Source organism: Allocoprococcus similis (genome assembly GCF_054660775.1).
On the sequence record NZ_BAAHSG010000003.1, the window covers coordinates 52,276 to 77,604 of the forward strand.

The window sequence follows — 25,329 nt, forward strand, 5'->3', positions numbered from 1 at the left end:
CCTCCTAACTATCTATGCACTTGATCTTCTTGCTGCCATTGCCTGCAAAAAAGATTCCAAAGCCTTTTTCCAGCTCTGCATTTCTTTGGCTTTGCGTAAAATTATTTTTATAAAAGCCTTCATAATGCACTGCCGTATCTGACAAAGCCAGAGCAACACCGGAAGATTTGAGGTCCACACCAAGCTGATCCTGCGTATAAAAATTGAAAAGATCACCCTGACGGATTCCACAGAGGACCAGCACACCATAACCTTTTGTCTTTGTCATAATCCTGTGTAACTGCAGCTGTATATCATCCGGTAACTTGCTGCATTCTTTTATGTCATCGATAAGCAGGATCATCCAAGGCTCTTCCGTGATTTCGGTCGCAGCTTCTTTTCTTTTTCGCATGCGATCTGTCAGTTCTTTGAATATCTGGGAAAATAAATCCTGTACTTTCTCAGTTTCTGAAAGCTGCGCATAAGCAGTTCCCTTCTCCTGCAAGTCCGCCAGAGATTTTCTTTCTGAGTCCAGGCAATATAAAAGTGTATTTCCATTCACTTCCAGTACCATCTTTCCTATTCTGCGAAGCATTGCGCTCTTTCCACATCCAACTCTTCCGGTAACTGCCATTGCTGTCGTTTCTCCGGGCATTACATGAACCGCTTCTATGCTTTCTGCATCCAGTCCAACGGCAATTCCCTGCTCGTTGCTGCTGAGATCTGCCATACTTTTCACAGAAATGCTTTCCGGAAGAACCGGTATTCTCAAAGCAGGCTTTCCTTTCCATGTTCTCGTCATGCTCTCTGCTTCTGCTTTCAAAGCCAGTTCACGCTCTTTATCATTTTCCCCAGGTTCATACATTGCCTTCTGGAAATTGATCAGTTCCTGATTTACTTTGATCAGCGCATTACCTGCTCTGTCCGGTAATCTTGCTTCTCTCACCTGTCCTATTAAAGTGCTGTATTCACTTCGGTCAGACTGCATGAAAGAAATAGCCCCGGAAACATTTGCCGTCAGCTTATAAGGCACGCCTGTATTGTTCACACCTGTATAAACAAAATAGATTCCTTTTGATGGACCCTCGCTAAAGAGACGGACAAACACATCTTTATAATCCTGGTTCGATTCCAGAATACCACTGAAGCGATCAATCAAAACAAAAACAGCCGGCATCTCTTCACTAACCAGTTCCCGGTAAGCTTTCAGAGAATCCACTCTCTCCTGATTGAAGATTTTTCTTCTCTCGTTCAGGAAACTGATCAGCATATTTATAAGCTTACCCAGCTTCTCTTCCTGTCCGGATCCCACAACGCCTCCCACCTGCGGGAAGGCCTCCATACCTGCCATATCCGCAATGATATAAAGATGCATATCCCGCGGAGAATACATACGGCATAAAGATGTTGCAATCGTCCGGAGCAGTGATGTCTTTCCTGTCTGCGAGCTTCCAAAGACACCGAAATTACCTTCCTTCAGGAAATCCATATACTGTATTCCCTGCACCTGAAGCTCCGGTCTGTCAAAAATACCTATCGGCACTGATAACCAAGGAGCATCTGTCATTTCCCATTTTTCTCCGTCAAAGCCCCCCTCAACCGGCAGTTTCTTCCAGCTGAAGAGATCTGGAAGTTCTGTTTTCCACGGCGATGGCTGCTTCTCTATACCTGCTGCTTCTGCTGTTCTTGCTATATAAGCTATCACCGCCTCAATTTCTTTCTTATCCGAAACAAATCGGGTGTGGTTTTCTTCTACTGTTTTGATACGCGATCCATCTACTTCTACATAGCGCACTTCCAAAGCACCCTGCTCTTTATTTTCCTGATAAGGAGCTCCGGACCAGGCAGATTGAATCAACGCGAAAATTTCTGCCTTTTCGGAGGTTCCGACTCTTACATAAGCTCTTCCTGCCTGTGTGATCATCGCCGCATCCGGTTCATGGATCATCACCTTGCTGGCGGCAGCATTTTGCACCTTCATACAAATCTGATATTGGGTATTATTCCAGGTTCCCTCATCTACTGCGTCTGCCGGACTTTGGGTAGCCAGAATCAGATGTACGCCCAGGGAACTTCCTTTTGCAGCTATGGAGTCAACCATTTTTTTGACAACCGGTCTTTCCTTGATCAGCTCTTTAAATTCATCAAATACAATCAGAAGTCTTGGCACCGCTTCTTTAAACTCACCCTTGTGATATCCTTTTATGTACTCCTTGATATCCTTTGCACCTACCGAAGCAAAAATGGCTTCTCTTCGCCTCAGCTCATGCTCCAGCGATTGAAAACATCTGTCAATCCCACTGCCAACATCCGTGATAATTCCACAGACATGTGGAAGCTTTTCAAGCGATGTTGCCGTACTTCCGCCTTTATAATCAATCACTACAAAAGAAACATCCTCCGGATGATAATTACATGCAATAGATAAAAGCCATGAAATAAGCAGTTCACTCTTTCCTGATCCCGTCATACCTGCGACAAGACCATGAGAACAGTGTCTGTGAAGGGATAATGAAAACAGCTTGCCGCCTTCACCTTCCCCTAACGGCGCAGTGATATTCACAGCGCTATCATTCTTTTTCCATCTTTCCAACACGTTCAGGTCGCGTACCTTGTTTGTATCCATGCATTGCAGGAAGGTAAGCGAAACCGGGATCTGTCCCTTGACAGCATCTTCAACCTCGATAGCCGACATCTGTCTGCAAAATGCATCAAACTTTCTCTGTGGAATCGGCTGATCCATGGTAAACCACATTTTCTCATCCGCTCTGTATTTATAAAAAGCAGTGGCCGTTCTGTCATCATACGGATCATCCACATTTACAATATACTGGCAGAAATTCGGCAGATAATACTGTTCATCATATAAAAAGATTGTTGATATCCCCATAGCAGGATCATTTTCGGAGAGCATTGATAAAAAGCACTCCGTTTTTTTCCTGGAAGCGAAAAGAAAAATATAATGTGGAATCGGACTCGTCCCATTTTTCCACTTCGCCTGAAAATCCGGATCCTTTCGTTCCGCAATGATACTGTTTACTTTCTCACGGAATTTGGCATAAGAATCTACATCTCCTTTTTCACTATTCAGCGAAAGACTTGCAAGAGATTCTTCTGTAAGCGGATCAAAATTCAAATATCTGGTCTGCAATTCATCGTCCCAGATATGAGGAAGCCAGCGCAAAGATTTCCATTCTTCCTCTTCTTCCGGATCAAAAACGCCTACAATACGAACATCTCTGAAAAAGTGCAATGTAGAAAGCGAAACCAGTATATTCTTTAATAAGTCTGTCACCTTGCCCCTGTTTCCGATCACACCAACAGAACTATACTTTAAAAGATCCAGTCTGGCAGGGACATCATCTACCAAATGAGTCTCCTGTATAATACGGTCTGTCAGCTCCTCCAGTTCATCCCTTTCCATATGGAAATCGTTGACATCTGTAGGCGGCTTTACATCTACACAAAGAGGGGCATACCCGGCGCCCATTCTGACCTGCAGAAAATCAGAGTCTGTCGCTGTTCTCTCCCATAAAGAAGTCGACATCTTATTCAGAATTGTTTCGCATATTTCCGGCGAAGGATTCTCCTGGTTTATGATTTCCTTTTGTTTTTTTCCGATAGCATGAATATGCGCTTTTTCTCCTGCAATATAGTCTGCATATTTCTGGAAACGTTCTTCCTCTTCGACCATAAGCATCTTACGCGCTTTTTTATTGCTATTTCCAATCAGGCTTCCAACAGGGGAAATCATCATTGCTGCACGCATAGCAAGCATAGCAGGAGAAAAACTCGACATTGCAAGCGAAGCTCCCGCCATGGCACCACTACTTAAAAGTGGCAAAAAGTTGGCTTTCCTGATAGAAAATCTTTGTGGTTTATTAGGTAAATGCGACAATCTCACCTCATCCACAGGCAAGGATTCTCTGATTCTCGGCGAACGATGGTATACCGGATATCCTTTCTGCATAGAGACAATATTCGTCGCCATCCCAGGATGATTTATCTCTTTCTGATATTTGAGTTCCGGTGTTTCATGAAGATTATAAAAATATAACGTGTTCTCTTTGCAAATAATGCGCAAATCACAAATATCAATTTCATCACCGGATTTCAGCATTGCTTTTTTAAGGGGACTTCCATTCAGATAAGTACCATATTTACTCCCCAAATCCTCTATTCGTATTTTTCCTCTTTCAGATGTAATGAGCAGGTGATTTCTGCTCACATAAGAATCATTTAACACAATATCATTTTTTTTAGATCTTCCGATATGAATCTGACACTCATACGGAATAGGATATGATTCTGAATGTTCTCCGGTATCCCTGGTAAACCTTACTTCTATTTTTGGAAATTCACAAATATTAACTAACTTAGCTTCTTCTTTCATTTCCTTTACTGCCAAAGGGATTTTTTTTGCATTCAACTTCAGGATTTGTTTTTTTGCATGAAAACAGATCCCAAGTTGCCCGTCTACGCCAAGCTCTGACATCGGAAATGCATCTTTTTCACCAGATCCAATGGTATATTTTGTTCCTTCTTCAATATTCATCCGATATAAATGCTTTTCAGTGAAAATTGTAACTACATAACTCATACTGTTCCTCTGATTCCTTCCTCTAAACAAATGGCTTCCGACATCTTTTACATCAGATTCAACAGAACCTCCAGTCTCCTGTTTTTTTCAAACGCCGGTGTTCCGTCTTTTTTCATAATTTGCCAGACCATAGTATAGATACCTTCTATCGGTGGCGTTGCGAATTCCACTTTAACGGAGATTTTTTCTCCCGGCATAACATGCGCTTTAAGTGGTACGCATAATTCCTTTCTCACATACGAAAAGTTATCTCCATTGATACACTCCAAATAATACTCATTCCAAATAGTTGTTCCTGTATTTTGAATAATCCAGGTGTGAGAATACAAATTTCCTGCAATAATCGGTACAGGAAGTCGAGGTATTTCTTCTATCACATTATAATTTTCACCCCGGATTGCTTTATCCTCTTCAAAATCCATTACCATGAAATGCAATCCTATTCCCAATTTGTCCGGGAAAACAATCTTTCCTTTGCTATCCTTCATTTTCCAGTTCATGACATAAGTTCCCGGTTTGTCCGGTGCATAAAATGATACACTTGGAGACACTTTATCTCCCGGGTAAACAAATTTCGGAATCCGAAGAATTCTGTTTTTTTCATCTAATTCCATCATAGACTGATTACATTCATAATATCGATTCTCCCATAGAGTATCCCCTACATTTTTGATTACCCATGTATGATTTATTTTTTCTCCCGGCGATACAATGCTCATATCCGGTGGATATTCATATTGAAATAATGCAGCATCTTTTATCGCTGCACCATTACTGTCCTCTTCTTCCTTAAGATGCGCACTCTGTTCTTGATTATACAAATACTGTACGTAAATCTGATTAATTTCTTCCGGTAAAATAGCCAGTAGAACATAAAACATCAGTACGTTCCCCATTTTTGTTTTCAACTGATTTGTCTCGTCATCAAACAAATATGATCTAAGCTTCCTCGAAATCTCGATTCCTTCTTTCTCTACAATTTGTAAAAAGCTTTCATTCATAGCCTTTTCAGAAATCTGACCACTCAAAAGCTCATTCGCTTTTCCTTCTATCCTCGAAATAGTCCATGGTTGTTCGAATAAAAATGTGCGCAATGATGCAATATATCGGGTTTCTCCTTTACAATCCGAAAAAAATCTGCTTCTTCGCGCTTTATCATTCCAGATTTTACAATTGATCCATCGTATTTCCATCGGGAGAAGTTCTTCAAAAAAATCTTTTTTCGAACGGTATTTTGGGGGAACATTCCACACAGATGGATTTTCTTTACATTTGCCCGGATAAAAAATCTCGTAAACTTCTTTTAAATTCATTCCGGCTGTCCCTCCTTTATTCAAGCACCATTATTTTTCAACAAATTTGTTGAATATGCATATTTATTTTAACATTATAAGGTTGTATTTACATTGATTTTCAGGTTGTAATTTTTTCCAAAAAAATTCCTACAAACTGCTTAACTTCACAGTTCGTAGGAATTTCGTTTTTATCACTTTTTCATTGACTCTCAAGTGCGCTTCTATGATATGATGATACCATGGTCAAAAGGTCAGAAAACCGATGCAAGCTTGCTTGTGTCAAAAGTATAACAATTATTATTTCTTTACTTCCGGACTTCTTCCATACTTGCTTTACGGAAAAATTCCGCGAATATCAAATCATTACAAAGGAGATTTTTATCATGAGAGAAACTATTTTAGGCAATCATTTGCAAAAAATTCCTTCCATTGCAGTCGGATGCATGCGACTTTCTGAGAAATCGAAAGAGGAAATGAACCATTTCATTCACTCTGCGTTGGAACAGGGCGCATATTTCTTCGATCATGCGGATATCTACGGCGGCGGTATGAGCGAGACCGTGTTCGGCGAAGCCTTTGCCGGCGATCCATCCCTGAAACGGGAAGATATTTTCCTGCAGTCAAAATGCGGCATCCGTCAAGGTTATTATGACCTCTCAAAAGAGCACATTTTGAAATCTGTCGATGGTATTTTAAAACGGCTTCAGACAGATTATCTCGATCTTCTGCTGCTCCACCGTCCGGATGCACTCGTAGAACCGGAAGAGGTTGCTGCCGCATTTGATACTCTGTTTGAGAGCGGAAAGGTTCGCCATTTTGGTGTTTCAAACCACAAACCGATGCAGATTGCACTGCTACAGAAGTATGTCCGCCAACCGCTCGTTGTCAACCAGGTTCAATTCAGCATTCCGGTTTCCAATCTTGTTGCAAATGGCATGGAAGTCAATATGGAAACCCCTGGTTCAATTGACCACGACGGAAGTCTGCTCGACTACTGCCGCCTCCACGATATCACCCTCCAGGCCTGGTCACCATTTCAGATGCCGGCATGGAAAGGATGCTTTCTCGGAAGTGACCAATACCCGGAACTGAATCAAAAGCTTCATGTACTGGCTGAAAAATATAATGTCAGCGACACTACCATTGCGGCTGCGTGGATTTTACGCCACCCGGCAAATATGCAAATCATTACCGGAACCGCAAGCGAAAGTCGCCTGAAAGAAATTATTGCAGCATGCGAGATAACACTGACTCGCGAAGAATGGTATGAGCTGTACCTGGCTGCAGGTCATCCGCTTCCATAAGGATTTTCGGCATTATATTTCTGATTTTATATTCTTGCTAACTTATGCTATTACCCGCACCGTTGGTGCGGGTAATTCTATTTCCGGAATAAACAGACAGTTAACAAACTGAAGCTGCTTTATCAGTTGGCCACGATTTTCTAAGTGCCACATAGGAAATCACAAAATTGGCAAACCAGCCAGCCGGTACGGCAAGCCAGACAAATGCGATACCAAAACGAGGTGCAAAAATCAAAGCAACTGCCAGGCGGATCGCAAGGTTTACCATATTGGCGACGAGAAACGGGCGCATGACTCCCAGTCCACGGAGGACTCCATCTGTTGCCATTTTGATACCCATAAAGATGAAAAAGAAACCAAGCCATCTCATATAATCCCCGGACACCTGATATGCCAGAGCGGTTCCGTCTTTCCCCAGGAATAACGAGGAAATCTGCGTATGAAGCGTTTCAATGACTATAAAAGCAAGAATTGCAAAACATAAATCCAACACCAGTGCCGCATGATATCCTTTTTTGATACGTTCCAATTTCTTTGCGCCAAGATTCTGGGAAACATACGGTGAAACTGCATTTCCAATGGATACAAAGATCAGTGAAAAAACGTTCTCTACCCGCATCGTTGCCGAATAACCGGCAAGTGCCTGTGTACCGAACGGATTTACAACTGCCTGTACGATCATCATGCCAATCGACACTGTAGACTGCTGAAGAACAGATGGTACAGCGATCCGAAGCATGGAATGCAATTCCTTCCCATCAAACCAGTCAAAGCGACTTTTATATCGGCGCATCCGGCTAAAGAAAATGAAAAGTGAAAACACTGCTGAAATCCCCTGTGCAATGAGGGTTGCAAGGGCTGCACCAAATACCCCCAAACCAAGTCCGGCCACCATCCAGAGATCCATAATAATATTCAAAATAGAAGAAAATATCAACAGTCCCAACGGAATCTTTGACTCACCGATCGAGGTAAACATCGTTGAAAGGATGTTATACATAAACAAAAACGGAAATCCCACAAAATAAACACGAAGGTACAGTACTGCTTCCTCCAGTATATCAGCAGGTGTCTGCAATAAACTCATCATCGAATGGGAAAAACAAAAGCCAAATACACCCAGAAGTACGCTTAGAATCAGGAAGCTGATCAGTGATGTTGACACAATTGTTTTCATTTTACTATAATCTCTGGCTCCAAAATAACGGCTCACGAGCACTCCTGCACCGACACCGGCACCCAATGCTATACAAATGAAGACATTCGTAAGTGCAGCACAGGCACCGACTGCCGCCAGCGCAGACGAACCAACAAACTGACCCACAATAATAGAATCAGCCATATTATATACTTGTTGAAAAAAGCTGCCTAAAATCATAGGCATTGCAAAAACAGTCAACGCTTTAAGCGGCGCATCTGTAATTAAATATTCATCTTTTGACATCCTCCAGTTCCTCCTGCTGTTTATTTTTTTCGTACTTCCTCAATTCTTCCAATGCCTCTCCACCCATAGGATACAAAGTCACAATATTAAAAATCGTCATAAGTCCGATTCCCACATCACCAAGATCCCATACAATATGGTAAGCCGCAATTCCTCCGATAAAGAGCATCACAAGTGCGAGGATTTTATATGCTGTCTGCCAGCACCACTTATCCCCTAAAAGATATGCCACATTTCCTCTTGCATAAAACAGGATTCCAAGAAACGTTGAAAAGCTGAAAAGGAACAACGTAACCGCAATAAAGATCACGCCAAATTTACCGAGATGATAATTCATTGCTGTCTGCAAAAGCTCCATTCCTTCCAGTCCTGCTATCATCTTTTCCGGCACAAGAAGCATGATCATCGCCGTACAGCTGCAGATCACAATTGTATCTATAAATACACCAAGTGCCTGTATAAGTCCTGCTTTTACAGGCGTATCACATTCTGCAGCTGCAGCTGCGCACGGAGCAGATCCGGAACCTGCCTCATTTGAAAATAACCCTCTTTTTACACCATTCATAAGAACTGCGCCGAACCCACCGGCGGCTGCCTGACGGATCCCAAACGCTTCCTGGATAATCCGCTCAAATACCCCCGGCAGGCTTCGGATATTCAACAAGATAATGACTATCGTAATCACAAAATAGCAGACTGCCATGATTGGGACCAGAATATCCAGCACCTTTACTGTGGCATTTTTTCGCAGTACGATCACTGCCGCAACGGCTACCAGAATCACCGTCGTAAAAATTGGCGGAATCCCAAATGCATTTTCAAAAGAAGATGCAACCGAATTACTGATCACCTGACTGATCCCGGCCCAGCAGATGAGCCCTGAGATTGCAAAGAGCACCGCAATACAGACATGTTTCTTTGTCTTTCCTGTCCGTCTCTCTGCATAATGATGCATATAGTATGCCGGACCTCCGCGGTAGCCTCCGTAAAGCGGATCTTTCTCTTTATAAAGCTGTGCAAGCGTTGCCTCGATAAATGCGGTTGAAGAACCGATAATCGCTGTGATCCACATCCAAAAAACCGCACCGGCACCACCTGCGGAAACGGCAGCAACTACTCCAACCAGATTCCCCATTCCGACTCTTGTTGCAGTTGAGACGATCAATGTCTGAAAGGTTGACAAACTGTCATCCTCCTTCTTTTTCCCGGTAAGTGCGCGAACCATATCGCCAAAAAGACGAACCGGCAAAAATCTTGTTCTGATCGTGAAATAAATTCCTGTGGGGATCAGCAAAATAATAAGCAGTGATACACCAAAAGAGGAGTCTCCCGGAAGTGGTATCCTCAAAAGATCTCCCCATAAAAATTGGTATACTGCCTGAATCCATGTAGTTATCATTTCTCTCGTTTCCTTTTCTTTAAATTAATGTTCTCGTCTATTTTATCACAAAGCTATTCTTTAGAATACAAAAAACACGGAAAATTCCGTGTTTTTTGTACTTACATCCTCTTCTTGGATTATTCTCCCCAACGAAGTCCTTTTCCGGCTTCTACCGCTTTATCATAAATCACCTTCGCTGCTACCAGATCCTGTGCAGCAACTCCTACGGTTTCATATACGATAATTTCTTCGTCATTTTCACGTCCTTTGATCTTTCCATTGATCACATCTCCAAGGCTTCCAAGCACATCCTCTTCTGTAATGATTCCGTCTGCGATCGGAATCAGAAGGTCCCCCGTCTCTGAAAGTGCTGCCTCTTTTGAATCACAGATGATCTTAGATGCTCTCGGTAAAACCGCCGGATCCAGCTCATGCTTATGAGGTTCATAAGTACCTACGCAGCTGATAGTTGCACCGGCCTTTACCTTTGTTCCGTCAAATACCGGTTTTGCGGAAGGAGTAACAGTAATAATAAGATCTGCATCTTCGATACAGTCATCTGAATCCTTAGCCGGTATGATTTTCGCGCCATATTTTGCCAGTTCCTTCTGCATTTCTTCGGCAAATGCTTTGCATCTTTCTTCATTCAGGTCAAAGATCTTTACTTCTTCCAGCTTTCTTGCTGCGAGCATTGCCTCAAGCTGAGCTGCTGCCTGTCCCCCTGTACCGATCATTGCACCTTTTTTACATTCCTTTTTCCCAAGCAGATCAAATGCTGCACCGGAAGACGCCCCCGTACGAAGCTGTGTCACATAAGTTCCATCCAGCATCGCAATCACATATCCTGTCTTTCCGTCGATCAGCATAGTCTGCGCCGGTGATGTCATCAGATTGTTATCGATATTGTGTGGAAAAATGTTGATCACCTTCATGGCTGCTGCATCTAATTCCGGAGCATAGGCCGGCATAAACAGAAATGCACCGTCATACTTTCCGTTGATGACTGTACGAAGCGGTGTATCTACCGTACCATCGACAACCATTTTAAATGCCTGCTTGTCCGCTTCGATCATGTCTTTCATTGTAATTACACTTTTAATATCCTCTTTTGAAAGCAATAACATACCCGTTCTCTCCTTATCCTTATCAATACTTTTATTCGTGATGATATCCGTAATCTGCATCCAGTGCCCATGGCTGCATTGCACCGCCTTCTTCTGCCGGTCTGCAGTTCTGTGCGTAAATATTTAAAACACCCTTCTGCTGCTTAAGTGGCGGACGTACCCAGGATTTTCTTCTTTCTGCTAAAATCTCATCGGATACGAGAAGATTGACGGTTCCCCCTGCAATGTCCATCTCAATTTCATCACCATTTTCGATCAAAGCGATCACACCGCCGTCATAGGCTTCCGGAGAAACATGTCCGACGATTGCTCCGTAGTTGAATCCGGAGAAACGTGCGTCTGTGATAAGCCCGACCTTTTTATCAAGTCCAAGTCCGATCAGAGCATCGATACTAAGCATCAGCTCTTTCATACCCGGTGCTCCTTTACAGCCTTCATAGCGGATAACAAGAATGTCCCCCGCGACAATCTCGCCTGCCATAATGGCTTTATACGCATCCTGATCGCATTCATACACTTTTGCCGCACCTTTGATGTATTTTACTTCTTCATATACTGCTGTCGGACGTACAATCGCTCCTGCCGGTGAAATATTTCCCCGCATGATTTTAAGTCCCGGTTCTTTTGCTACAGGATCTTCCAGCGAATGAATGACTTTATTTGGCGCGCTTTTCACAGAATCGAGGAGTTCACCCCAAGTTGTATCCCCGTAAATCGTCGGCGCGTCAGTGTGGATTTTACCGGCAAGCTGCTTCATGACCTGCTTTACACCGCCGGCATAATGAAAATCTACAACTGTATACGGTCCGCTTGGAATCACTGCATTGATGCAGTAAATTTCCTTCGCATACTTTTCAAACTCTGCCAGTGTAAGCTTAATACCAAGTTCATATGCGTATGCCAGGATATGAAGTACCGCATTGGTAGATCCTGCAACTGCCATATCAAACATGATCGCATTTTCCAGAACATCTTTGGTGATCAGATCTTTTGGTGTCTTTCCGGACCTGGCAAGCTGTACCATGTATTTTCCTGCTGTTCTTGCAGCACGAAGTCTTGCATTATCTGATGCAGGAATCGTAGATGTTCCCGGCATAACAAGGTTCAATACCTCACCTAACATCTGCATCGTGTTCGCTGTTCCCATGGAAGGGCAGGCACCAAATGAAGGGCAGACACTTTCTTCCATTTCAAATAATTCTGCCTCAGAAGCATCTGAGAATCTTGCTGCATCCAGATCTGCCTCTACAACTGTCTTACCGCAGTAATTTCCGGCCTGCATTGATCCCCCGGTCACTACCAGGGCCGGAATATCCAGTCTGCATGCTGCCAGATAACATCCGGCAATAATCAGATCACAGGATGCCACACAGCAGATCGCATCGAAATTATGTATTCTGGATACAAATTCGATGGACATTGCCACGATATCTCTTCCTACCTGCTCATACTTCATCTCATCCGCACCATTTGCCACATTTCCGCAAGTAGCCGGGATTCCGAATTCTACCGGGATTCCTCCTGCTGCCCAGATTCCCTCTTTTACAGCCTCTGTCACCTGGCGAAGATGCGCAGTTCCGGGAGAACCTGCCATGTAAGAATTCGGTATTCCGATATGCGGTTTCTGGCGGATATCCTCATCCGAATATCCTGCCGCCTTCATCATAACACGGCGGTGTGCCGCTTCTGTTCCGTTCCAGTAATCGTATCCCATTATTCTTCTCCTTTAATTCATGATACATGTTAAAAGCCTTTGAATTTCATTCCCCTCCTCTATGCTATTCCAGTTTCCGGTCATTGAAAAGTCTGTAAAACTGATATCAGATTTCACTTTTTCTTAATACAATATTAACTCTTTGATTTGCGCTTATATTTTCACTTTTTCTTATGTTTGATTTTAAAAAAATTTATAATAAAATCCCGCGGATATTGATTATCTTCCTTATATTAAGTAAGATAGTAAAAGAGCATTGTTTATCAACACCACGGGAGGTTACATCATGTCTAAATACGATGTGATTCTTGATGTCTATGAGAATCAGAGCATCTCAAAAGCTGCTCAAAAACACAACTACACACAGTCAGCTGTCAGCCAGACCATTCGCAATTATGAAAAAGAGATTGGTCTCAAGCTGTTCAAGCGTTCAAAAAACGGAATGGAAGCACTTCCCGGGACAGAACCCATCTTTGAAGAACTTATGCATATCCGCTCCGCCAATACACGGATCGATCAGATTGTCTCAAATATCAACAATCTGGACAGTGGCTTTATCCGCATCGGAACGGTGCAAAGCATTGCCTATAACTGGCTCCCCGGAGTACTGAAAAATTTTTCCGCCGAATACCCGAATATCACCTTTCGGCTCTATGTTGACGGATTTCAGAACCTGACGGAAAAACTTCGAAAAAAAGAACTGGACTGTATTTTTGTTTCGCAATATGTTGCAAAGGATTTTCCAAATCTGCCTGTCGGCACCGATGAACTGGTTCTGGTTACTTCCCTGGACCATCCTCTTGCCGATCAGCTGACGGTATCTTTTGCCGATATTGACGGACAGGATTTTGTTCTCTCCGCCGATGATTTTGATTATGAAACCGGAAAATTATTCCGCTTAAACCATATCACCCCTAACGTAAGATTCCGGATCAATGAGGACTATACTGCGATTAAAATGGTGGAACAGGGCTTTGGCATCACTGTACTTCCCAAACTTCTGCTCCATAATATTCCATTCAATGTCTGTGTCCGTTCCTTTACCGAACACTTCCGCAGGAATCTGTCCGTGGCCTATCTGGATACACCTGAACTCTCTCCTGCACTTGATAAGTTTCTTACCTTTGTTACTAAATGGGCCAAAGAATGTAAGCTGATCTGATTTCCTGTCACACGCAAAACGGCACAAAGTTCTGCTATGACTTTGTGCCGTTTTGCGCGTAACTTTATTTTGTTTATTTTCTCAGACCATCTCTGAGCGCATCCAGATTATTTCTCTATAATTCCGTATTTATAACCACTTTCTTTCATTAATTCAAGGTATGGTTTCGGATCAAAATATTCCGGTGCATAGACCCCAGCTTCTTTCCAGATTCCTCTTCCGATCAGCTCCAGTGCAAGTGCTGCTCCAAATCCTGTCTGGGCGGTAACAGCCTGGGTTCCCCATCTTTCGATAGACTCCTGATTATCAAATGGCTGATACAGGAAATATTCTTTTTCCTTTCCATCTTTCTTTCCGATACACTGTACTCCGACCAGCATTTTTCCAGTCATCTCATCTCCGATATCTTTTGGCTGCGGCGCACACGCTGCAACCACATCTCGTGGAACTACTTTCACATCCCCTACCTGCATCGGCTTGATACTGCGAAGTCCCAGCTTATCCAGCACCTTAAGTGCCGTGATCAGATTCTCATCAAGACTGATCTTGAAGGTTGCCTTTTTCAATCCATACTGGCTTAAGTAGCGTGCCATCGTCACGACTTCCTCATGCTCAACTTTGACCAGCGTATTTGCGCCAACTCCTTCCGGCATCTCATATACTTCCTGTCCGGCAAACGCTTTTTCTACGATAAATCCGCCCTTTTCCTCATCATACTCAACATTCGGGTTCATTACCTCATCCAGCACAGTCCACACGTTGAATCCAAACATGATATCATCCGGATCTGCGCCCGGAACAGACAGATTTCCGCCGTCTTTTACATGAACCTCTGTAATCTCATCCAAAAGTTCTGTCGCTGCGTATTTTGCAAATACATTTACAACACCCGGATCTATCCCCATACAGATCACAGCCATATTCCCCTGCTTCTTCCAGGCTTCATGGCGGTCAAAATTATATTTTGTCATTGGTTCTGTATAGCTGTTCTCGATTCCGAGACCATACGCAGGATGTTCCATCGGAACAGACCAGGTTCCCATACTTCCGTAGTCTGCACCTGTTTTAAACGCAGCGTCAAAAATCATATTACTTGCAAAGGGCGGCGCCGCATCCATCACAAAATCAATTTTATGCTCCCGGATCATTTCTGCCATTTCCTCTGTATTTGTCGCATCGATCTTAGAGGCTTCAAAACGGGTATCCCCCTTCATCATAGTAACAACTTCTTCTGCCCTTTTTAGATCATAATCACAGACCAGGACATATTCCAGCCATTCTCCCTTCGGATCTCTCCACTGCATTACTTTTAAAATACTTTCACCGACAGCACCGGCTCCTACAAGCATCATTCTCATCTTTTTTCCTCCTGCTTTTCCTTTTCTTCTGTCAAATTTTTTTCAAAAAATGCCCTTTCCTTTCTTCCTCAGATAATACTTTTGTATACCACCACATACCGCCTGCTAACAGTCTCATCTCATATAAGTGCCCATATAAAAAGGACAGAAAAAAACAGATGCACGAAAAAATCGTTCATCTGTTTTCTCTGTCCTTTTACCAGTTGGTTCTAGCCTCGTAGGTGGTGCTTTCTTTGCACACTCTCCAAAGATTCGTCAGGTCGCCTTCCTTTTTGCCTGTCAGTTTCCACGAAAGGAAGATGTTTACCTTACGCTTTGCTTCTTCGGCCCCTTGCGGTGTCTAGGACGTCCCTCATCCGACATATTCTTGATAAACTTAAGTTTACCCTTTTTTGTCCATCCGGTCAAATCTTTTATTTCTTTCCTCCGAAAATAGCTCCCATGAAACGGATATATGTGTAAACAACAAGTGCTACCGCAATGATCGTCTCGATCAGAACTACATACTGAAGGAACGGCATTGGATGTCCCATATTTGCTGCGCATGCCATCGTCTGTTTACTTGCGATTGCGCTGATAACAAATGGGAATGTGAATGCTGCATAGCTTGGGAAGAATGGCATCTTCAGATAGCCAACTGCTTTTACCAGTGCGAAAATGTAAATAACAGTTGCCACTACAAACATTGCCATCAAAAATCCGTATGATTTCGGTGTTACGGACTGTACATAACCTGCAATACACAGGCTGGTCGGTGCTGCGTAGATACAGATCAGCGGTTTTGCCGGATCCGGCACTTCTTTAAACTTCACATAACGATAGGTTACAAGTACAAGAAGTACGATCAGTGTTACAAATCCAAACCAGAATGCTGCGGTTCCGATTCCAAGCTGCTCATAAGCCGGTGCTGTAACAGCCGCTACAGCGATTCCTACATATACAATATAATAGCTTGCAAATACTTTCGGCATCTGAAGTTTCAGAACAAACTTCACCGTAAAGTATATGATCAGAATGATGTGAAGAATGATTGCCAGAAGCCATATGTAATAAGCTGCCTTTCCGATAAACGGTTTTACATAAGTACTGAGAATCATAAGTGCCATCGGAAATGTTCCGGATACGCTTGCCATGATCGGATTTCCCATATCTTCTTTCACTGCTCCCGGGAACATGATCAGCTTCAAAAGCACCAGTATCAGAAGAAATGCTGCGAATATACCGCATACATAACGGATTCCTTCTGAATAGCTCTGAAGTAAATTTCCAAGTGCTGCCGCGCCAAGCATGACTCCACAAAGCGGAATCGGTACTTTCTTAATTACGTCTTTCATTGTTTCTTTCCCTTTCTCTCATCAAGCGGCTGTCGTTACCACTTCATTTAGATATCTGCAATTTTTCTTCTTTCGCACGGTTCATCAATTTCATCCAGATTCTTGATGCCGAGCTCACGACAGACGATCTGTGCTACCTTCCAAGCACAAAGTCCTGTGAAATAAATGCACTGTTCTTTGTGTTCGCCCTGTCCCATATTGAATTCCTTTGTCAGAACTCTGCAGCAGATCGCATTTTTACCATTTGCCTTCTTGAACCAGTCATGAAGTTCGTGTGTAAGCTCCATACATTTGATACTCTTCGGGTTAGTCGGTCCATCCTGCTCGGTACGTCCAAAGAACATTCCAAGTGCAAGAATTCCTCCATTAAATGCACCACAGACACATCCGGATTTTCCTGCTCCTACTGCCATTCCGGATGCCATAGCTACAACTTCTTTCGGCACATCCAGTTTGAATTCATCACGGATTGTGCTGACCAGAGCTTCACAGCAGTAATATCCATCTTTAAAACATTTTTCTGCCTTTCTCTGTACCTCTCTTGGACTGATTTCTGTTACCCCAATATTCATTTTCAAAACCTCCTGTAAAATTATATTTGTGCCGGCGCGATTATTTGTATATTCTGCCAGCATCCATGTATTATTATTATATTCTTTTGTGCATTTTATTCAAATTCATTTTTTCTATAAATATTCCATTATTATAGTTACTTTCTATTTAAGCGAAAATGTCGACAAAAAAATCACAAACTATACTCTGCTTTTTCATGCATTCTGTATAGTTTGTGACTCGCCTGCAACTTTTCGTTACTTCTTAGCAACTTTTTTCTTATCGTATAATCTCTCCGGAGCGGATCTTCTGCAGCCATTCCTGCACATGCTTCCGAAAACACTGTACGCCTTCGTTCTCTTCTTCATCCCGTCTGGTAAGCATGCAGGCCTTCCACTCATAATTTCCATCCGAAAACGGAATCAGTTTCAAACCATCTTCCCGCATATCATCAAAGACAAAATCTACCGCAACCGAGATTCCTTTGTTTGCTTTCACCATCTTATGGCACAAACTGAAACCGCTGGTCTGGAAAATAATATCCGGTTCAAATCCTGCCTCCTCACATCTTTCCGTGATCAAGTGATAGATATGGAACTGACTGCTCTCAATAAACATCGGCTCTCCCTGCAGATCTTCAATTGTGACACTTTCTCGCTGTGCAAGAGGATGCTTTTCATTAACCAGAAGCTTGATTGGAAATGTTTCCAGCGGCACAACCTGATATAAATGCTCATCAAAATCTCCGATGGAAAATGCCACATTTCCTTCATTACCGGCAAAAAGCTGTTCGACTGGAAGATCCGGATATTCCCGGTAATGGAATTCGATATCCGAATACTTTTCCCTAAATGCCACAAGACAGTCCGGCGTAAGCAGACGCAAGATTCCATATGCTGACAGAAGATCAACAACCTTCTTCTGCCTCTGCTCGATATGCAGGATATCTTTCTTTACCTGATAGTAATCGTCTACATCCTTCAGCGCATACTCGCGAAATCTTTCTCCGCTCTCTGTAAGCTTCATCCCTGACTTATCCCGGATAAACAGCTGGCATCCCATTTCTGTTTCAAGGTTTTTCAGTACCTTACTTGTTCCCTGCGGTGTCATATAAAGAAGTTTGGATGCTTTGGAAACACTGCCTTCCTGCGCGATCGTCAGAAATATTTTCAAATCATGAATATCCATCTATTTTCTTCCTCTTTTACTATTCATCCTGACCACCATTCAACAATTTTACCTAAAAAATTAAATCCAGTTGCAATCTCCATCGGTAATCGCAAGACTGAGAAGTCCGTCCATCTTCTCAACCTCTTCTTCACCAACGATCTTTTCCAGTAATTCTGCCGTATCAAAAACATCTTCCATGGATTCGTCCGGTCCGATTTCATAGTCGATCTCTGCCTCACATTCCGGACAAGGGATTCTTTTCATTGTCTGTAAAGACAAAAAACGATTGCCACATTTCTTACATTCATAAAATCCGCACTCTTTCGTGCCGTCTGGTACATAGTACATTGTATTTTAACTTCCTTTCTGTGTCTTATTTCCTTTACGATATACAAAATGTTTTGCCTCTTTCGCATTCCCCTTCACCGCTTAGTATACACTATTTGACATATAAAAGTATAGATTTGTCCTGATTCATATACAAACTCATAATGTTCTCTGGCACATTCCTGATTTCCGTGAAAAATACCTTATAAAAATAAAAAGAAAGAACTATTTTCCATTTCAGGAAAACAGTCCTTTCACTCATCCATTTATTCTTCAACTTTCACCGGATCTGTCACACTTACTTTGTGATCATACCAGACACCTTTGGTTCCGATAAGAGCAACATCAAACTCTTTGTCCAACTCCGGAACCGGAATATCAAATCCATAGACCTCTTCGGTATCACCATTACTGTATGTCACCGTATCTGTGGTAGGTTCCAGCAGCTCTGCTCCGTCTTTTTTCGCATCCTTTGCTTTTCCAACAAACAGATTTACGATATGTTTGGAATGAAGACTGACATGAATCGTCATTTTACCGTCTTTTACCGTAAGTGTTCCTTTTCCGTCATTCGCTTCATTTACATGAAACATTCCACTGTCAGTCTTGAACTCTGCTGTGTAAGTTCCATCTTCCAGTTCACACTTTGGTGTCTCTTCCTTTTTGTCTTCCTTTGAAGAAGCTTCCTGTTCCACCTTTGCTTCCCCATCCGATGTGTCTGACTTCGCACCGCATCCACTCATCATTCCCACTGCCATTACAGCAGAAAGTACCAATACTAACAGTTTTTTCTTCATATTCTAATTCCCTCTTTTATATTATTCTGCATCAATTGCAGCCTGTGTATGTGCTACATAGATCTGCTGGATTGCATCGATTCCACCAAGACCTGCGATCTGTGTATCAATGCTGTTAAATGCTCCCGATGCTTCAAACTGGCTCTTCCAGGAATCGTCATCATCGCCTGCCATATCGTTGTTTGCATGGTCTCCTGCTACAACCATCAGAGGACGAAGGATTACTTTCTTGTATCCTGCAGCTTTAAGCTTTCCGATGACTGCTTCACAAGATGTATCTTCCGGTTCACCTTCTACAGTTCCGATAAATACATTGTCATAACCAAGATCATTCATCTGGGTCTGCATCTGAGAGTAACTGATCTTTGCTGTATGAGAAGTTCCATGTCCCATGAATACAAAAGCTGTTCCATCTTCCTTAGCTGCATCGAGGCTGTCAAATCCAGCTGTCTTAACAGCTTCTGAAGTGATTGCTTCTGCAACTTCTGCTTTATCTTCATTAACTGCTGTCTCATCTGTTCCTACTTCACCAAGAAGCGGTTCTGCAATTTTTACAGATTCAAATTTATCTTTGTAACTCTCAACTGCTTCTGTCAGCTCATCATACTCTGCGCCATGCATCAGATGTGTCGGCTGTACGACCAGGTTCTTAACCCCGTTGTCGATTGCTCTTTCCAGTGCCTGATCCATGTTATCGATCTTTTCATCATCACGGGCCTGTACATGATTGATGATGATCTGTGCTGTAAATGCTCTTCTTACAGACCAGTCCGGATATGCTGCCTGAAGTGCTTTTTCGATACCGCCGATATCCTTTGCACGGCTGTCATTGAAGGATGTACCAAAGCTTACAACCAGAATTTCATTTTCTCCAATATTATCTTCGTTCAGCGGATCATCTTTCGATGCATCACCTGTATCTCTTCCGAAATAATCCGGGTCAGCGTTCTCGCCTTCTACCAGCTCTTTCTGTGCATCGGTAAGCTTATCCCATGCTTCTTTTGCAGCTTTGCACTGTTCATCTGTCTTATCTGTTCTTTCCTGTACATAAATGTCATCGATCAGCTTTGCCACTTTGTCTGCCGCCTCCTGATCGCTGTCCTTTGAAGTTTCCTCTGTTTTTGCAGAAGAAGTATCTTCGGTCTTTTTGTTTCCGCATCCAGCCATCATGGATACAGTAAGTGCTGTTGCAAGTAATGCAACTAATACTCGTTTTTTCATCTTGATCCTCCCTGACTTTTGTCATACATTCAGGAATCAAAAATTTCCACGCACACTTTACAGCATATTTTTCGCAAACACAAAAAATCCCCCGTATTCTATAACGAGGGCGTACAAAAAAGAAACTGACCTTCTGCTCTGTGCAGAATCAGTCCAAAGTCTCTGTCTTTCGTACTGCCAGTTACTCGTGGCATGAACTTTCCGTTCCCGTACTGCGAAAGGCAGGTCTCCCGACTGATTGCTCAGACGCTTGTGGCTTTCCTTCCCGGTTTCCCAGTGGTACAACAGCCAAAGCTTGCAAATTACGGTGACGAGTTCGCACAGGACTTGCACCTGTTTCCCTTTTCACCAATCCAGACATTCTGCCTGATTGACACCTTACGCATCTGTATGTATTTTTTTGAAACAAGCCTATTCTAGCACAGGCTTATGAGCAGTGTCAAGAAACTTACTCTCCCGAAATGTCAAGAGGAGTTTTGCATTACACAAAACTCCTCTTCTTCATTATCATAAAACAAATCTATCCGTTTGCCTTCTTCAGCACCGGCATCCGGAAAATCTGCACGATCAACGGGATTACCATAATAAACCACACGATCGGCTCTGCAATGATAACACCCGTATATCCAAGATGCGGGACCAGTGTAAATGCGATCACAATTTTCCCAAGCATCTCCAGTGTACTGGATACGATCGGTGTAATATGGCCATCCAATCCCTGCATGGCATTTCTCACCACACAGATCACGGCTGTTACATAATAAAATAACGTATCAAATTTCAGATATCTGGTCGCATTTAAGATCACATTCTCATTATGTGTCCCTGTTACCAGATAGACCAGCTTGTCTCCGATCGTGTAACTTGCCACGATCACAAGGGTACACCAGATACAGGTATAAAAAATCGCAAGCCAGATCCCTTTTTTGATCCGGTCAATCTTTCCGGCACCCAGATTCTGTCCACAGTAGGTCGCCATGGTATTTCCAAATACGGTAAACATGATCATGAACATTTCGGTCAGTTTTCTTGCTGCTGTCTGTGCCACAATATAATCGGTTCCCAGCTTATTGATCGCAGTCTGAAGTGTCAGAGATCCAATATTGATCAGAGAACTCATAAATCCCATAGACATTCCCGCACCAAGCATATTTTTCACCATTGTTGGATTTGGATCTCTAAAATCCTCCCGGCCAAGTCTTAATAATTCATATCTCTTTACCATGTAGATCCAGCAGACAACAAATGCAATCGCCTGTGCAAGTACCGTTGCGATTGCAGCTCCCTGTACGCCGCTTTTCAGTACTACAACAAAAAACAAATCTCCGATAATATTCAGTGCAACTGAAATTGCCAGGATCACCAGCGGTGTTACCGTGTCACCCAGTGAGCGGAGCGCAGCTGCACAGGCATCATAGAGAAAGGTCGCCACAAGTCCTGCGATGATTACGAAAATATAGCTTTTTGCTGTTCCCATCAGATTTGCCGGAACATTCAGTATGTTCAAAATCGGCTGTAGAAAAATCAGCCCGAATACTGTAAAAAATAACGCAATTCCTGTACCCATGGTCAGCGACATTGCGAATGATTTCTTAACACTTTTATAATCCTTTGCACCGAATTTCTGTGCGATAATAATGGCGAACCCACCAGAAAGTCCCTGCAGAAATCCTATGATCAGATTGCTCAGGGTTGTGGTCGCGCCGACAGCTGCCAGCGCGTCCTCTCCCAGGAAAGTTCCGACAATTCTGGTATCCACAAGACTGTATGTAAGCTGCAGAAGATTTGCGAAAAAGATCGGCAGCGCAAAAGCCAGTATCAGTGTGGACGGTTTTCCCTTTGTAAGATCTTTCATATTCTAAATTTCATCCTGTCTAATTCTTCTTGTCCATCAATCCGAACTGTATCGTAACGCAGGTCGCAATGATCAGTCCAAACATATAGAACGAATATTTCAGTACATTAAGTGGTGATACATCAGCAAGTGCCGTAATCATCAGCATACCACCATCATGTGGCATCAGTGCAATAAATGCGCAGGCAAAGATATCCACCAGACTGGCAAGTCTCTTCGGTGCGATCTTATATTTTTCCCCGATTTCTTTTGCGATCGGACAGGTAACAATGATCGCGATCGTATTATTTACCATAGCTGCGGAAAGGATACCTGACATCAGTCCGATTCCATATTCCGCACCACGTCTGCTCTTGATCTTGCCGCTAATCGCGCCCACCAGCCATTCAACACCGCCATATTCACGTACAAGACCGATAATACCAGATACTAAAATCGCAACGATACTGATGCTGAACATATCGCTCATACCACTTCCAATTGCCTGGATCCATTCAAAAAGTCCACAGCTTCCAACACAAAGTCCAATGATACCGGATGCAAGTATTCCTACAAAAAGGACTACCGCAACATTAACTCCCATAAGTGCCGCAATCAGAACAATGAAATAAGGAAGGACTTCGATGATACTATAGCTTCCTGCTTCGATTGCTCCGCTTCCGACTCCGCCAAAAATCGAGTACAGGATTATTGCCACAATTGCCGCCGGAAGAGCAATGAAAAAGTTCATTTTAAATTTGTCTTTCATCTCAGAACCACATCCTTCTGCTGCCGAAATGGTTGTATCTGAAATCATGGAAAGGTTATCTCCAAAATAAGATCCTCCGATCACTGCCGCACCGACTACCGCAACATTTAAATGCGCTCCCTGTGCCACATTGATCGCAATCGGAGCCATCGCTGCAATCGTTCCCATGGATGTTCCGATCGATGTAGAAATAAAACAGCACATCAAAAATACACCCGGAACTAAAAGCTTCACCGGAATAAAATGCAGACAGAGATTCACAACCGAATCTTTTCCGCCCATTGCCGCTGCTGCTCCCTGGAATCCACCAGCCATCAGGTAGATCAGAACGATCATCATAACTCCTGAATTTCCCATGTTCGTTGTCATAATATTCAGCTTATCCTGTACACCCATGCCACGGTTAAGGAGAAGTGCTACCGCACAACCTGCAAGAAGTGCGACGTGACGCGGAAACTTTCCGAACGGTTCGTCTGCTCCAAGCAGTGTAAATGTAATCCCACACCCTACATAACATACCAGAAATACGATCAATGGGAGAAATGCCACTGCCCCCATATTTTTCTTTTGTCTGTCCATCTTTTTTTCCTCTCAATCCTTTTTTTATATTATTTTGCTGCCAGATGCTTATCCAGTGCGTCTTTCAGCTGTGTCAGTGCCTGCTCTACCGTTGCACGCGGACACGCTACATTAAATCTTTCAAACTGTGCAGTCTCCGGTCCGAAGATAATTCCGGAATCCAGCCACAATTTCGCTTCCTCCAGCATCAGATGTTCCAGCTCTTCATTGCTGAATCCGTACCCGGAGAAATCAACCCATACCAGATAGGTTCCTTCCGGCTCTACCATCTTCGCCTTCGGGAAATTCTCTTTCACGAACTTGCTCATATACTGTACATTTTCGTAAATATACTGTACCAGTTCATCTACCCATTCGGCACCTTTTGTATAACATACCTTGACAGCAAGCTGTCCCATCAGGCTTCCCTGACTGTAAGCTGCCTGGGTATTCGCCCACTGGTATTTTTTTCGCAGCTCTTCGTTTGGAATGATGATATTTGCCGGCTGAAGTCCTGCCACGTTGAATGTCTTTCCCGGTGAGCTGTAGAGCGCAAGAATCTGACGGTATTTTTCATCCAGATTCATACAGCTTGTGAAGGTATGTCCCGGGAAAATGAAATCACAGTGCATCTCGTCCACCATCCAGGTCACATTGTATTTCAGGCAGATCTCTGCAACTCTTTCCAGTTCTTCTCTTGTCCAGACTCTTCCGACCGGATTGTGCGGATTACAGAAGATCAATGCTTTTACGCCCTCTTCCAGGATCATTCTCTCCATCTTCTCAAAGTCGATCGAATAATGATTGTCCTCATAACGCAGCTGGCAGTTCACCAGTCTTCTTCCGTCATTCTTGATAACTTCACTAAACGGATAGTATACCGGCTGCATCACCATCATGGCATCTCCCTCTTCGGTAAATGCTCTTACACTGGTTCCCAGCGCATAGACGATTCCGGCGCCAAGCGTTACCCATTCCGGTTCGATCGTGTAGCCATAGCGTGTTGAGAACCAATGGTTCATTGCCGCAAAATATTCATCAAGCGGATCTGTATAACCAAATATTCCATGGCCAATTCTCTTGTGAAATTCATCCAGGATTTCATCCGGCAGGCGGAAATCCATGTCTGCCACCCAGAGCGGAAGCAGATCATCTCTTCCCTTTCTCTTCATTCCGAAATCATATTTCAGGCAGTCCGTTCCATGTCTGTCGATCACTTCATCAAAATTGTATTTTCCCATCTGTATACTCCTTTGTATTCTTTCACCGTCTCTTATACCGCATTTTCTATGGTATGTCAATATTTTCCTACTTATAAAGTATGCTGTTCATCATTGCTCACAGAACGCGCTTTGAGCAGTAGTGTTTCTCCACTTTATTACAATAGTCAGCTTCTTCTATTATAT

Annotated in this window: 18 protein-coding genes and 1 riboswitch; of the genes, 2 read left to right on the plus strand and 16 right to left on the minus strand. The window is 43.1% G+C overall.

The window, feature by feature from the left end:
- Positions 1-4 precede the first annotated feature (4 nt).
- Both essC and ACYQ5K_RS01465 read right to left on the minus strand, forming a co-directional pair.
- Positions 5-4,579: a type VII secretion protein EssC gene (gene essC / locus ACYQ5K_RS01460; RefSeq protein ID WP_459777207.1), complete on the minus strand. Its 4,575-nt coding sequence runs from the start codon at positions 4,577-4,579 to the stop codon at positions 5-7.
- 47 nt (positions 4,580-4,626) lie between these two features.
- The gene (locus tag ACYQ5K_RS01465) at positions 4,627-5,892 is read right to left on the minus strand and encodes an NBR1-Ig-like domain-containing protein (RefSeq protein ID WP_459777208.1); all 1,266 of its coding nucleotides are present in this window, start codon (positions 5,890-5,892) and stop codon (positions 4,627-4,629) included.
- Between the two features lie 365 nt (positions 5,893-6,257).
- Here ACYQ5K_RS01465 and ACYQ5K_RS01470 point away from each other — a divergent pair, with 365 nt between their 5' ends.
- Positions 6,258-7,178, plus strand: coding sequence for an aldo/keto reductase (locus tag ACYQ5K_RS01470; RefSeq protein WP_173689234.1), 921 nt, complete (start codon positions 6,258-6,260; stop codon positions 7,176-7,178).
- A gap of 100 nt (positions 7,179-7,278) precedes the next feature.
- Here the strand turns inward: ACYQ5K_RS01470 and ACYQ5K_RS01475 are convergent, their stop codons facing one another.
- The 4 genes from ACYQ5K_RS01475 to ilvD all read right to left on the minus strand — a co-directional run bounded on the left by ACYQ5K_RS01475 (position 7,279) and on the right by ilvD (position 12,841).
- Positions 7,279-8,622: an MATE family efflux transporter gene (locus ACYQ5K_RS01475; RefSeq protein ID WP_173689233.1), complete on the minus strand. Its 1,344-nt coding sequence runs from the start codon at positions 8,620-8,622 to the stop codon at positions 7,279-7,281.
- Positions 8,609-10,021, minus strand: a complete 1,413-nt coding sequence (locus ACYQ5K_RS01480; protein ID WP_173689232.1) for an alanine/glycine:cation symporter family protein — start codon at positions 10,019-10,021, stop codon at positions 8,609-8,611. The genes ACYQ5K_RS01475 and ACYQ5K_RS01480 overlap by 14 nt, the downstream gene beginning before the upstream one ends.
- A 119-nt stretch (positions 10,022-10,140) precedes the next feature.
- Positions 10,141-11,127: an ornithine cyclodeaminase family protein gene (locus ACYQ5K_RS01485; RefSeq protein ID WP_173689231.1), complete on the minus strand. Its 987-nt coding sequence runs from the start codon at positions 11,125-11,127 to the stop codon at positions 10,141-10,143.
- Positions 11,128-11,158: 31 nt separating this feature from the next.
- Complete coding sequence (ilvD, locus tag ACYQ5K_RS01490; protein WP_173689230.1) at positions 11,159-12,841, minus strand: dihydroxy-acid dehydratase; 1,683 nt, start codon at positions 12,839-12,841, stop codon at positions 11,159-11,161.
- 286 nt (positions 12,842-13,127) lie between these two features.
- On the opposite strand from ilvD, the gene ACYQ5K_RS01495 reads away from it, so the two are divergent.
- Positions 13,128-14,003: a LysR family transcriptional regulator gene (locus tag ACYQ5K_RS01495; protein ID WP_008368761.1), complete on the plus strand. Its 876-nt coding sequence runs from the start codon at positions 13,128-13,130 to the stop codon at positions 14,001-14,003.
- Between the two features lie 107 nt (positions 14,004-14,110).
- Here ACYQ5K_RS01495 and ACYQ5K_RS01500 read toward each other — a convergent pair whose 3' ends face one another.
- From ACYQ5K_RS01500 to ACYQ5K_RS01545, 10 genes are all read right to left on the minus strand, one after another.
- Positions 14,111-15,361, minus strand: a complete 1,251-nt coding sequence (locus tag ACYQ5K_RS01500) for a saccharopine dehydrogenase family protein (protein WP_173689229.1) — start codon at positions 15,359-15,361, stop codon at positions 14,111-14,113.
- 413 nt (positions 15,362-15,774) lie between these two features.
- Positions 15,775-16,695: a TDT family transporter gene (locus ACYQ5K_RS01505; RefSeq protein WP_173689228.1), complete on the minus strand. Its 921-nt coding sequence runs from the start codon at positions 16,693-16,695 to the stop codon at positions 15,775-15,777.
- 47 nt (positions 16,696-16,742) lie between these two features.
- On the minus strand, positions 16,743-17,267 hold the full coding sequence (locus ACYQ5K_RS01510) for a C-GCAxxG-C-C family protein (protein WP_022220060.1): 525 nt from the start codon (positions 17,265-17,267) through the stop codon (positions 16,743-16,745).
- Positions 17,268-17,526: 259 nt separating this feature from the next.
- On the minus strand, positions 17,527-18,435 hold the full coding sequence (locus ACYQ5K_RS01515; protein WP_459777209.1) for a LysR family transcriptional regulator: 909 nt from the start codon (positions 18,433-18,435) through the stop codon (positions 17,527-17,529).
- A 60-nt stretch (positions 18,436-18,495) separates the two neighbouring features.
- The gene (locus tag ACYQ5K_RS01520; RefSeq protein ID WP_173689225.1) at positions 18,496-18,765 is read right to left on the minus strand and encodes an FmdB family zinc ribbon protein; all 270 of its coding nucleotides are present in this window, start codon (positions 18,763-18,765) and stop codon (positions 18,496-18,498) included.
- Between the two features lie 245 nt (positions 18,766-19,010).
- Positions 19,011-19,541 carry a hypothetical protein gene (locus ACYQ5K_RS01525; RefSeq protein WP_173689224.1) on the minus strand — a complete coding sequence of 177 codons (531 nt, stop codon included), beginning with the start codon at positions 19,539-19,541 and terminating at the stop codon, positions 19,011-19,013.
- 21 nt (positions 19,542-19,562) lie between these two features.
- Entirely contained in the window at positions 19,563-20,762 is a 1,200-nt protein-coding gene (locus tag ACYQ5K_RS01530) for a sirohydrochlorin cobaltochelatase (protein WP_195231602.1), read from the minus strand.
- A 203-nt stretch (positions 20,763-20,965) separates the two neighbouring features.
- Positions 20,966-21,158, minus strand: a riboswitch (cobalamin riboswitch).
- Between the two features lie 124 nt (positions 21,159-21,282).
- Entirely contained in the window at positions 21,283-22,617 is a 1,335-nt protein-coding gene (locus ACYQ5K_RS01535; RefSeq protein ID WP_459777210.1) for an MATE family efflux transporter, read from the minus strand.
- A 19-nt stretch (positions 22,618-22,636) separates the two neighbouring features.
- Positions 22,637-23,944 carry a Na+/H+ antiporter NhaC family protein gene (locus tag ACYQ5K_RS01540; protein ID WP_173689221.1) on the minus strand — a complete coding sequence of 436 codons (1,308 nt, stop codon included), beginning with the start codon at positions 23,942-23,944 and terminating at the stop codon, positions 22,637-22,639.
- A gap of 29 nt (positions 23,945-23,973) precedes the next feature.
- Positions 23,974-25,164, minus strand: a complete 1,191-nt coding sequence (locus ACYQ5K_RS01545; RefSeq protein WP_459777211.1) for a MalY/PatB family protein — start codon at positions 25,162-25,164, stop codon at positions 23,974-23,976.
- Between the last annotated feature and the right edge of the window lie 165 nt (positions 25,165-25,329).

What these genes read in the sequence shown, in the direction of transcription:
- ACYQ5K_RS01465 (WP_459777208.1), bottom strand. Translation starts at nt 5,892, where the DNA reads ATGAATTTAAAAGAAGTTTACGAGATTTTTTATCCGGGCAAATGTAAA.
- ACYQ5K_RS01495 (WP_008368761.1), top strand. Translation starts at nt 13,128, where the DNA reads ATGTCTAAATACGATGTGATTCTTGATGTCTATGAGAATCAGAGCATC.
- ACYQ5K_RS01505 (WP_173689228.1), bottom strand. Translation starts at nt 16,695, where the DNA reads ATGAAAGACGTAATTAAGAAAGTACCGATTCCGCTTTGTGGAGTCATG.
- ACYQ5K_RS01470 (WP_173689234.1), top strand. Translation starts at nt 6,258, where the DNA reads ATGAGAGAAACTATTTTAGGCAATCATTTGCAAAAAATTCCTTCCATT.
- essC (WP_459777207.1), bottom strand. Translation starts at nt 4,579, where the DNA reads ATGAGTTATGTAGTTACAATTTTCACTGAAAAGCATTTATATCGGATG.
- ACYQ5K_RS01540 (WP_173689221.1), bottom strand. Translation starts at nt 23,944, where the DNA reads ATGGACAGACAAAAGAAAAATATGGGGGCAGTGGCATTTCTCCCATTG.
- ACYQ5K_RS01535 (WP_459777210.1), bottom strand. Translation starts at nt 22,617, where the DNA reads ATGAAAGATCTTACAAAGGGAAAACCGTCCACACTGATACTGGCTTTT.
- ACYQ5K_RS01485 (WP_173689231.1), bottom strand. Translation starts at nt 11,127, where the DNA reads ATGTTATTGCTTTCAAAAGAGGATATTAAAAGTGTAATTACAATGAAA.
- ACYQ5K_RS01510 (WP_022220060.1), bottom strand. Translation starts at nt 17,267, where the DNA reads ATGAATATTGGGGTAACAGAAATCAGTCCAAGAGAGGTACAGAGAAAG.
- ACYQ5K_RS01475 (WP_173689233.1), bottom strand. Translation starts at nt 8,622, where the DNA reads ATGTCAAAAGATGAATATTTAATTACAGATGCGCCGCTTAAAGCGTTG.
- ACYQ5K_RS01520 (WP_173689225.1), bottom strand. Translation starts at nt 18,765, where the DNA reads ATGTACTATGTACCAGACGGCACGAAAGAGTGCGGATTTTATGAATGT.
- ACYQ5K_RS01500 (WP_173689229.1), bottom strand. Translation starts at nt 15,361, where the DNA reads ATGAGAATGATGCTTGTAGGAGCCGGTGCTGTCGGTGAAAGTATTTTA.
- ACYQ5K_RS01545 (WP_459777211.1), bottom strand. Translation starts at nt 25,164, where the DNA reads ATGGGAAAATACAATTTTGATGAAGTGATCGACAGACATGGAACGGAC.
- ACYQ5K_RS01525 (WP_173689224.1), bottom strand. Translation starts at nt 19,541, where the DNA reads ATGAAGAAAAAACTGTTAGTATTGGTACTTTCTGCTGTAATGGCAGTG.
- ACYQ5K_RS01480 (WP_173689232.1), bottom strand. Translation starts at nt 10,021, where the DNA reads ATGATAACTACATGGATTCAGGCAGTATACCAATTTTTATGGGGAGAT.
- ilvD (WP_173689230.1), bottom strand. Translation starts at nt 12,841, where the DNA reads ATGGGATACGATTACTGGAACGGAACAGAAGCGGCACACCGCCGTGTT.
- ACYQ5K_RS01530 (WP_195231602.1), bottom strand. Translation starts at nt 20,762, where the DNA reads ATGAAAAAACGAGTATTAGTTGCATTACTTGCAACAGCACTTACTGTA.
- ACYQ5K_RS01515 (WP_459777209.1), bottom strand. Translation starts at nt 18,435, where the DNA reads ATGGATATTCATGATTTGAAAATATTTCTGACGATCGCGCAGGAAGGC.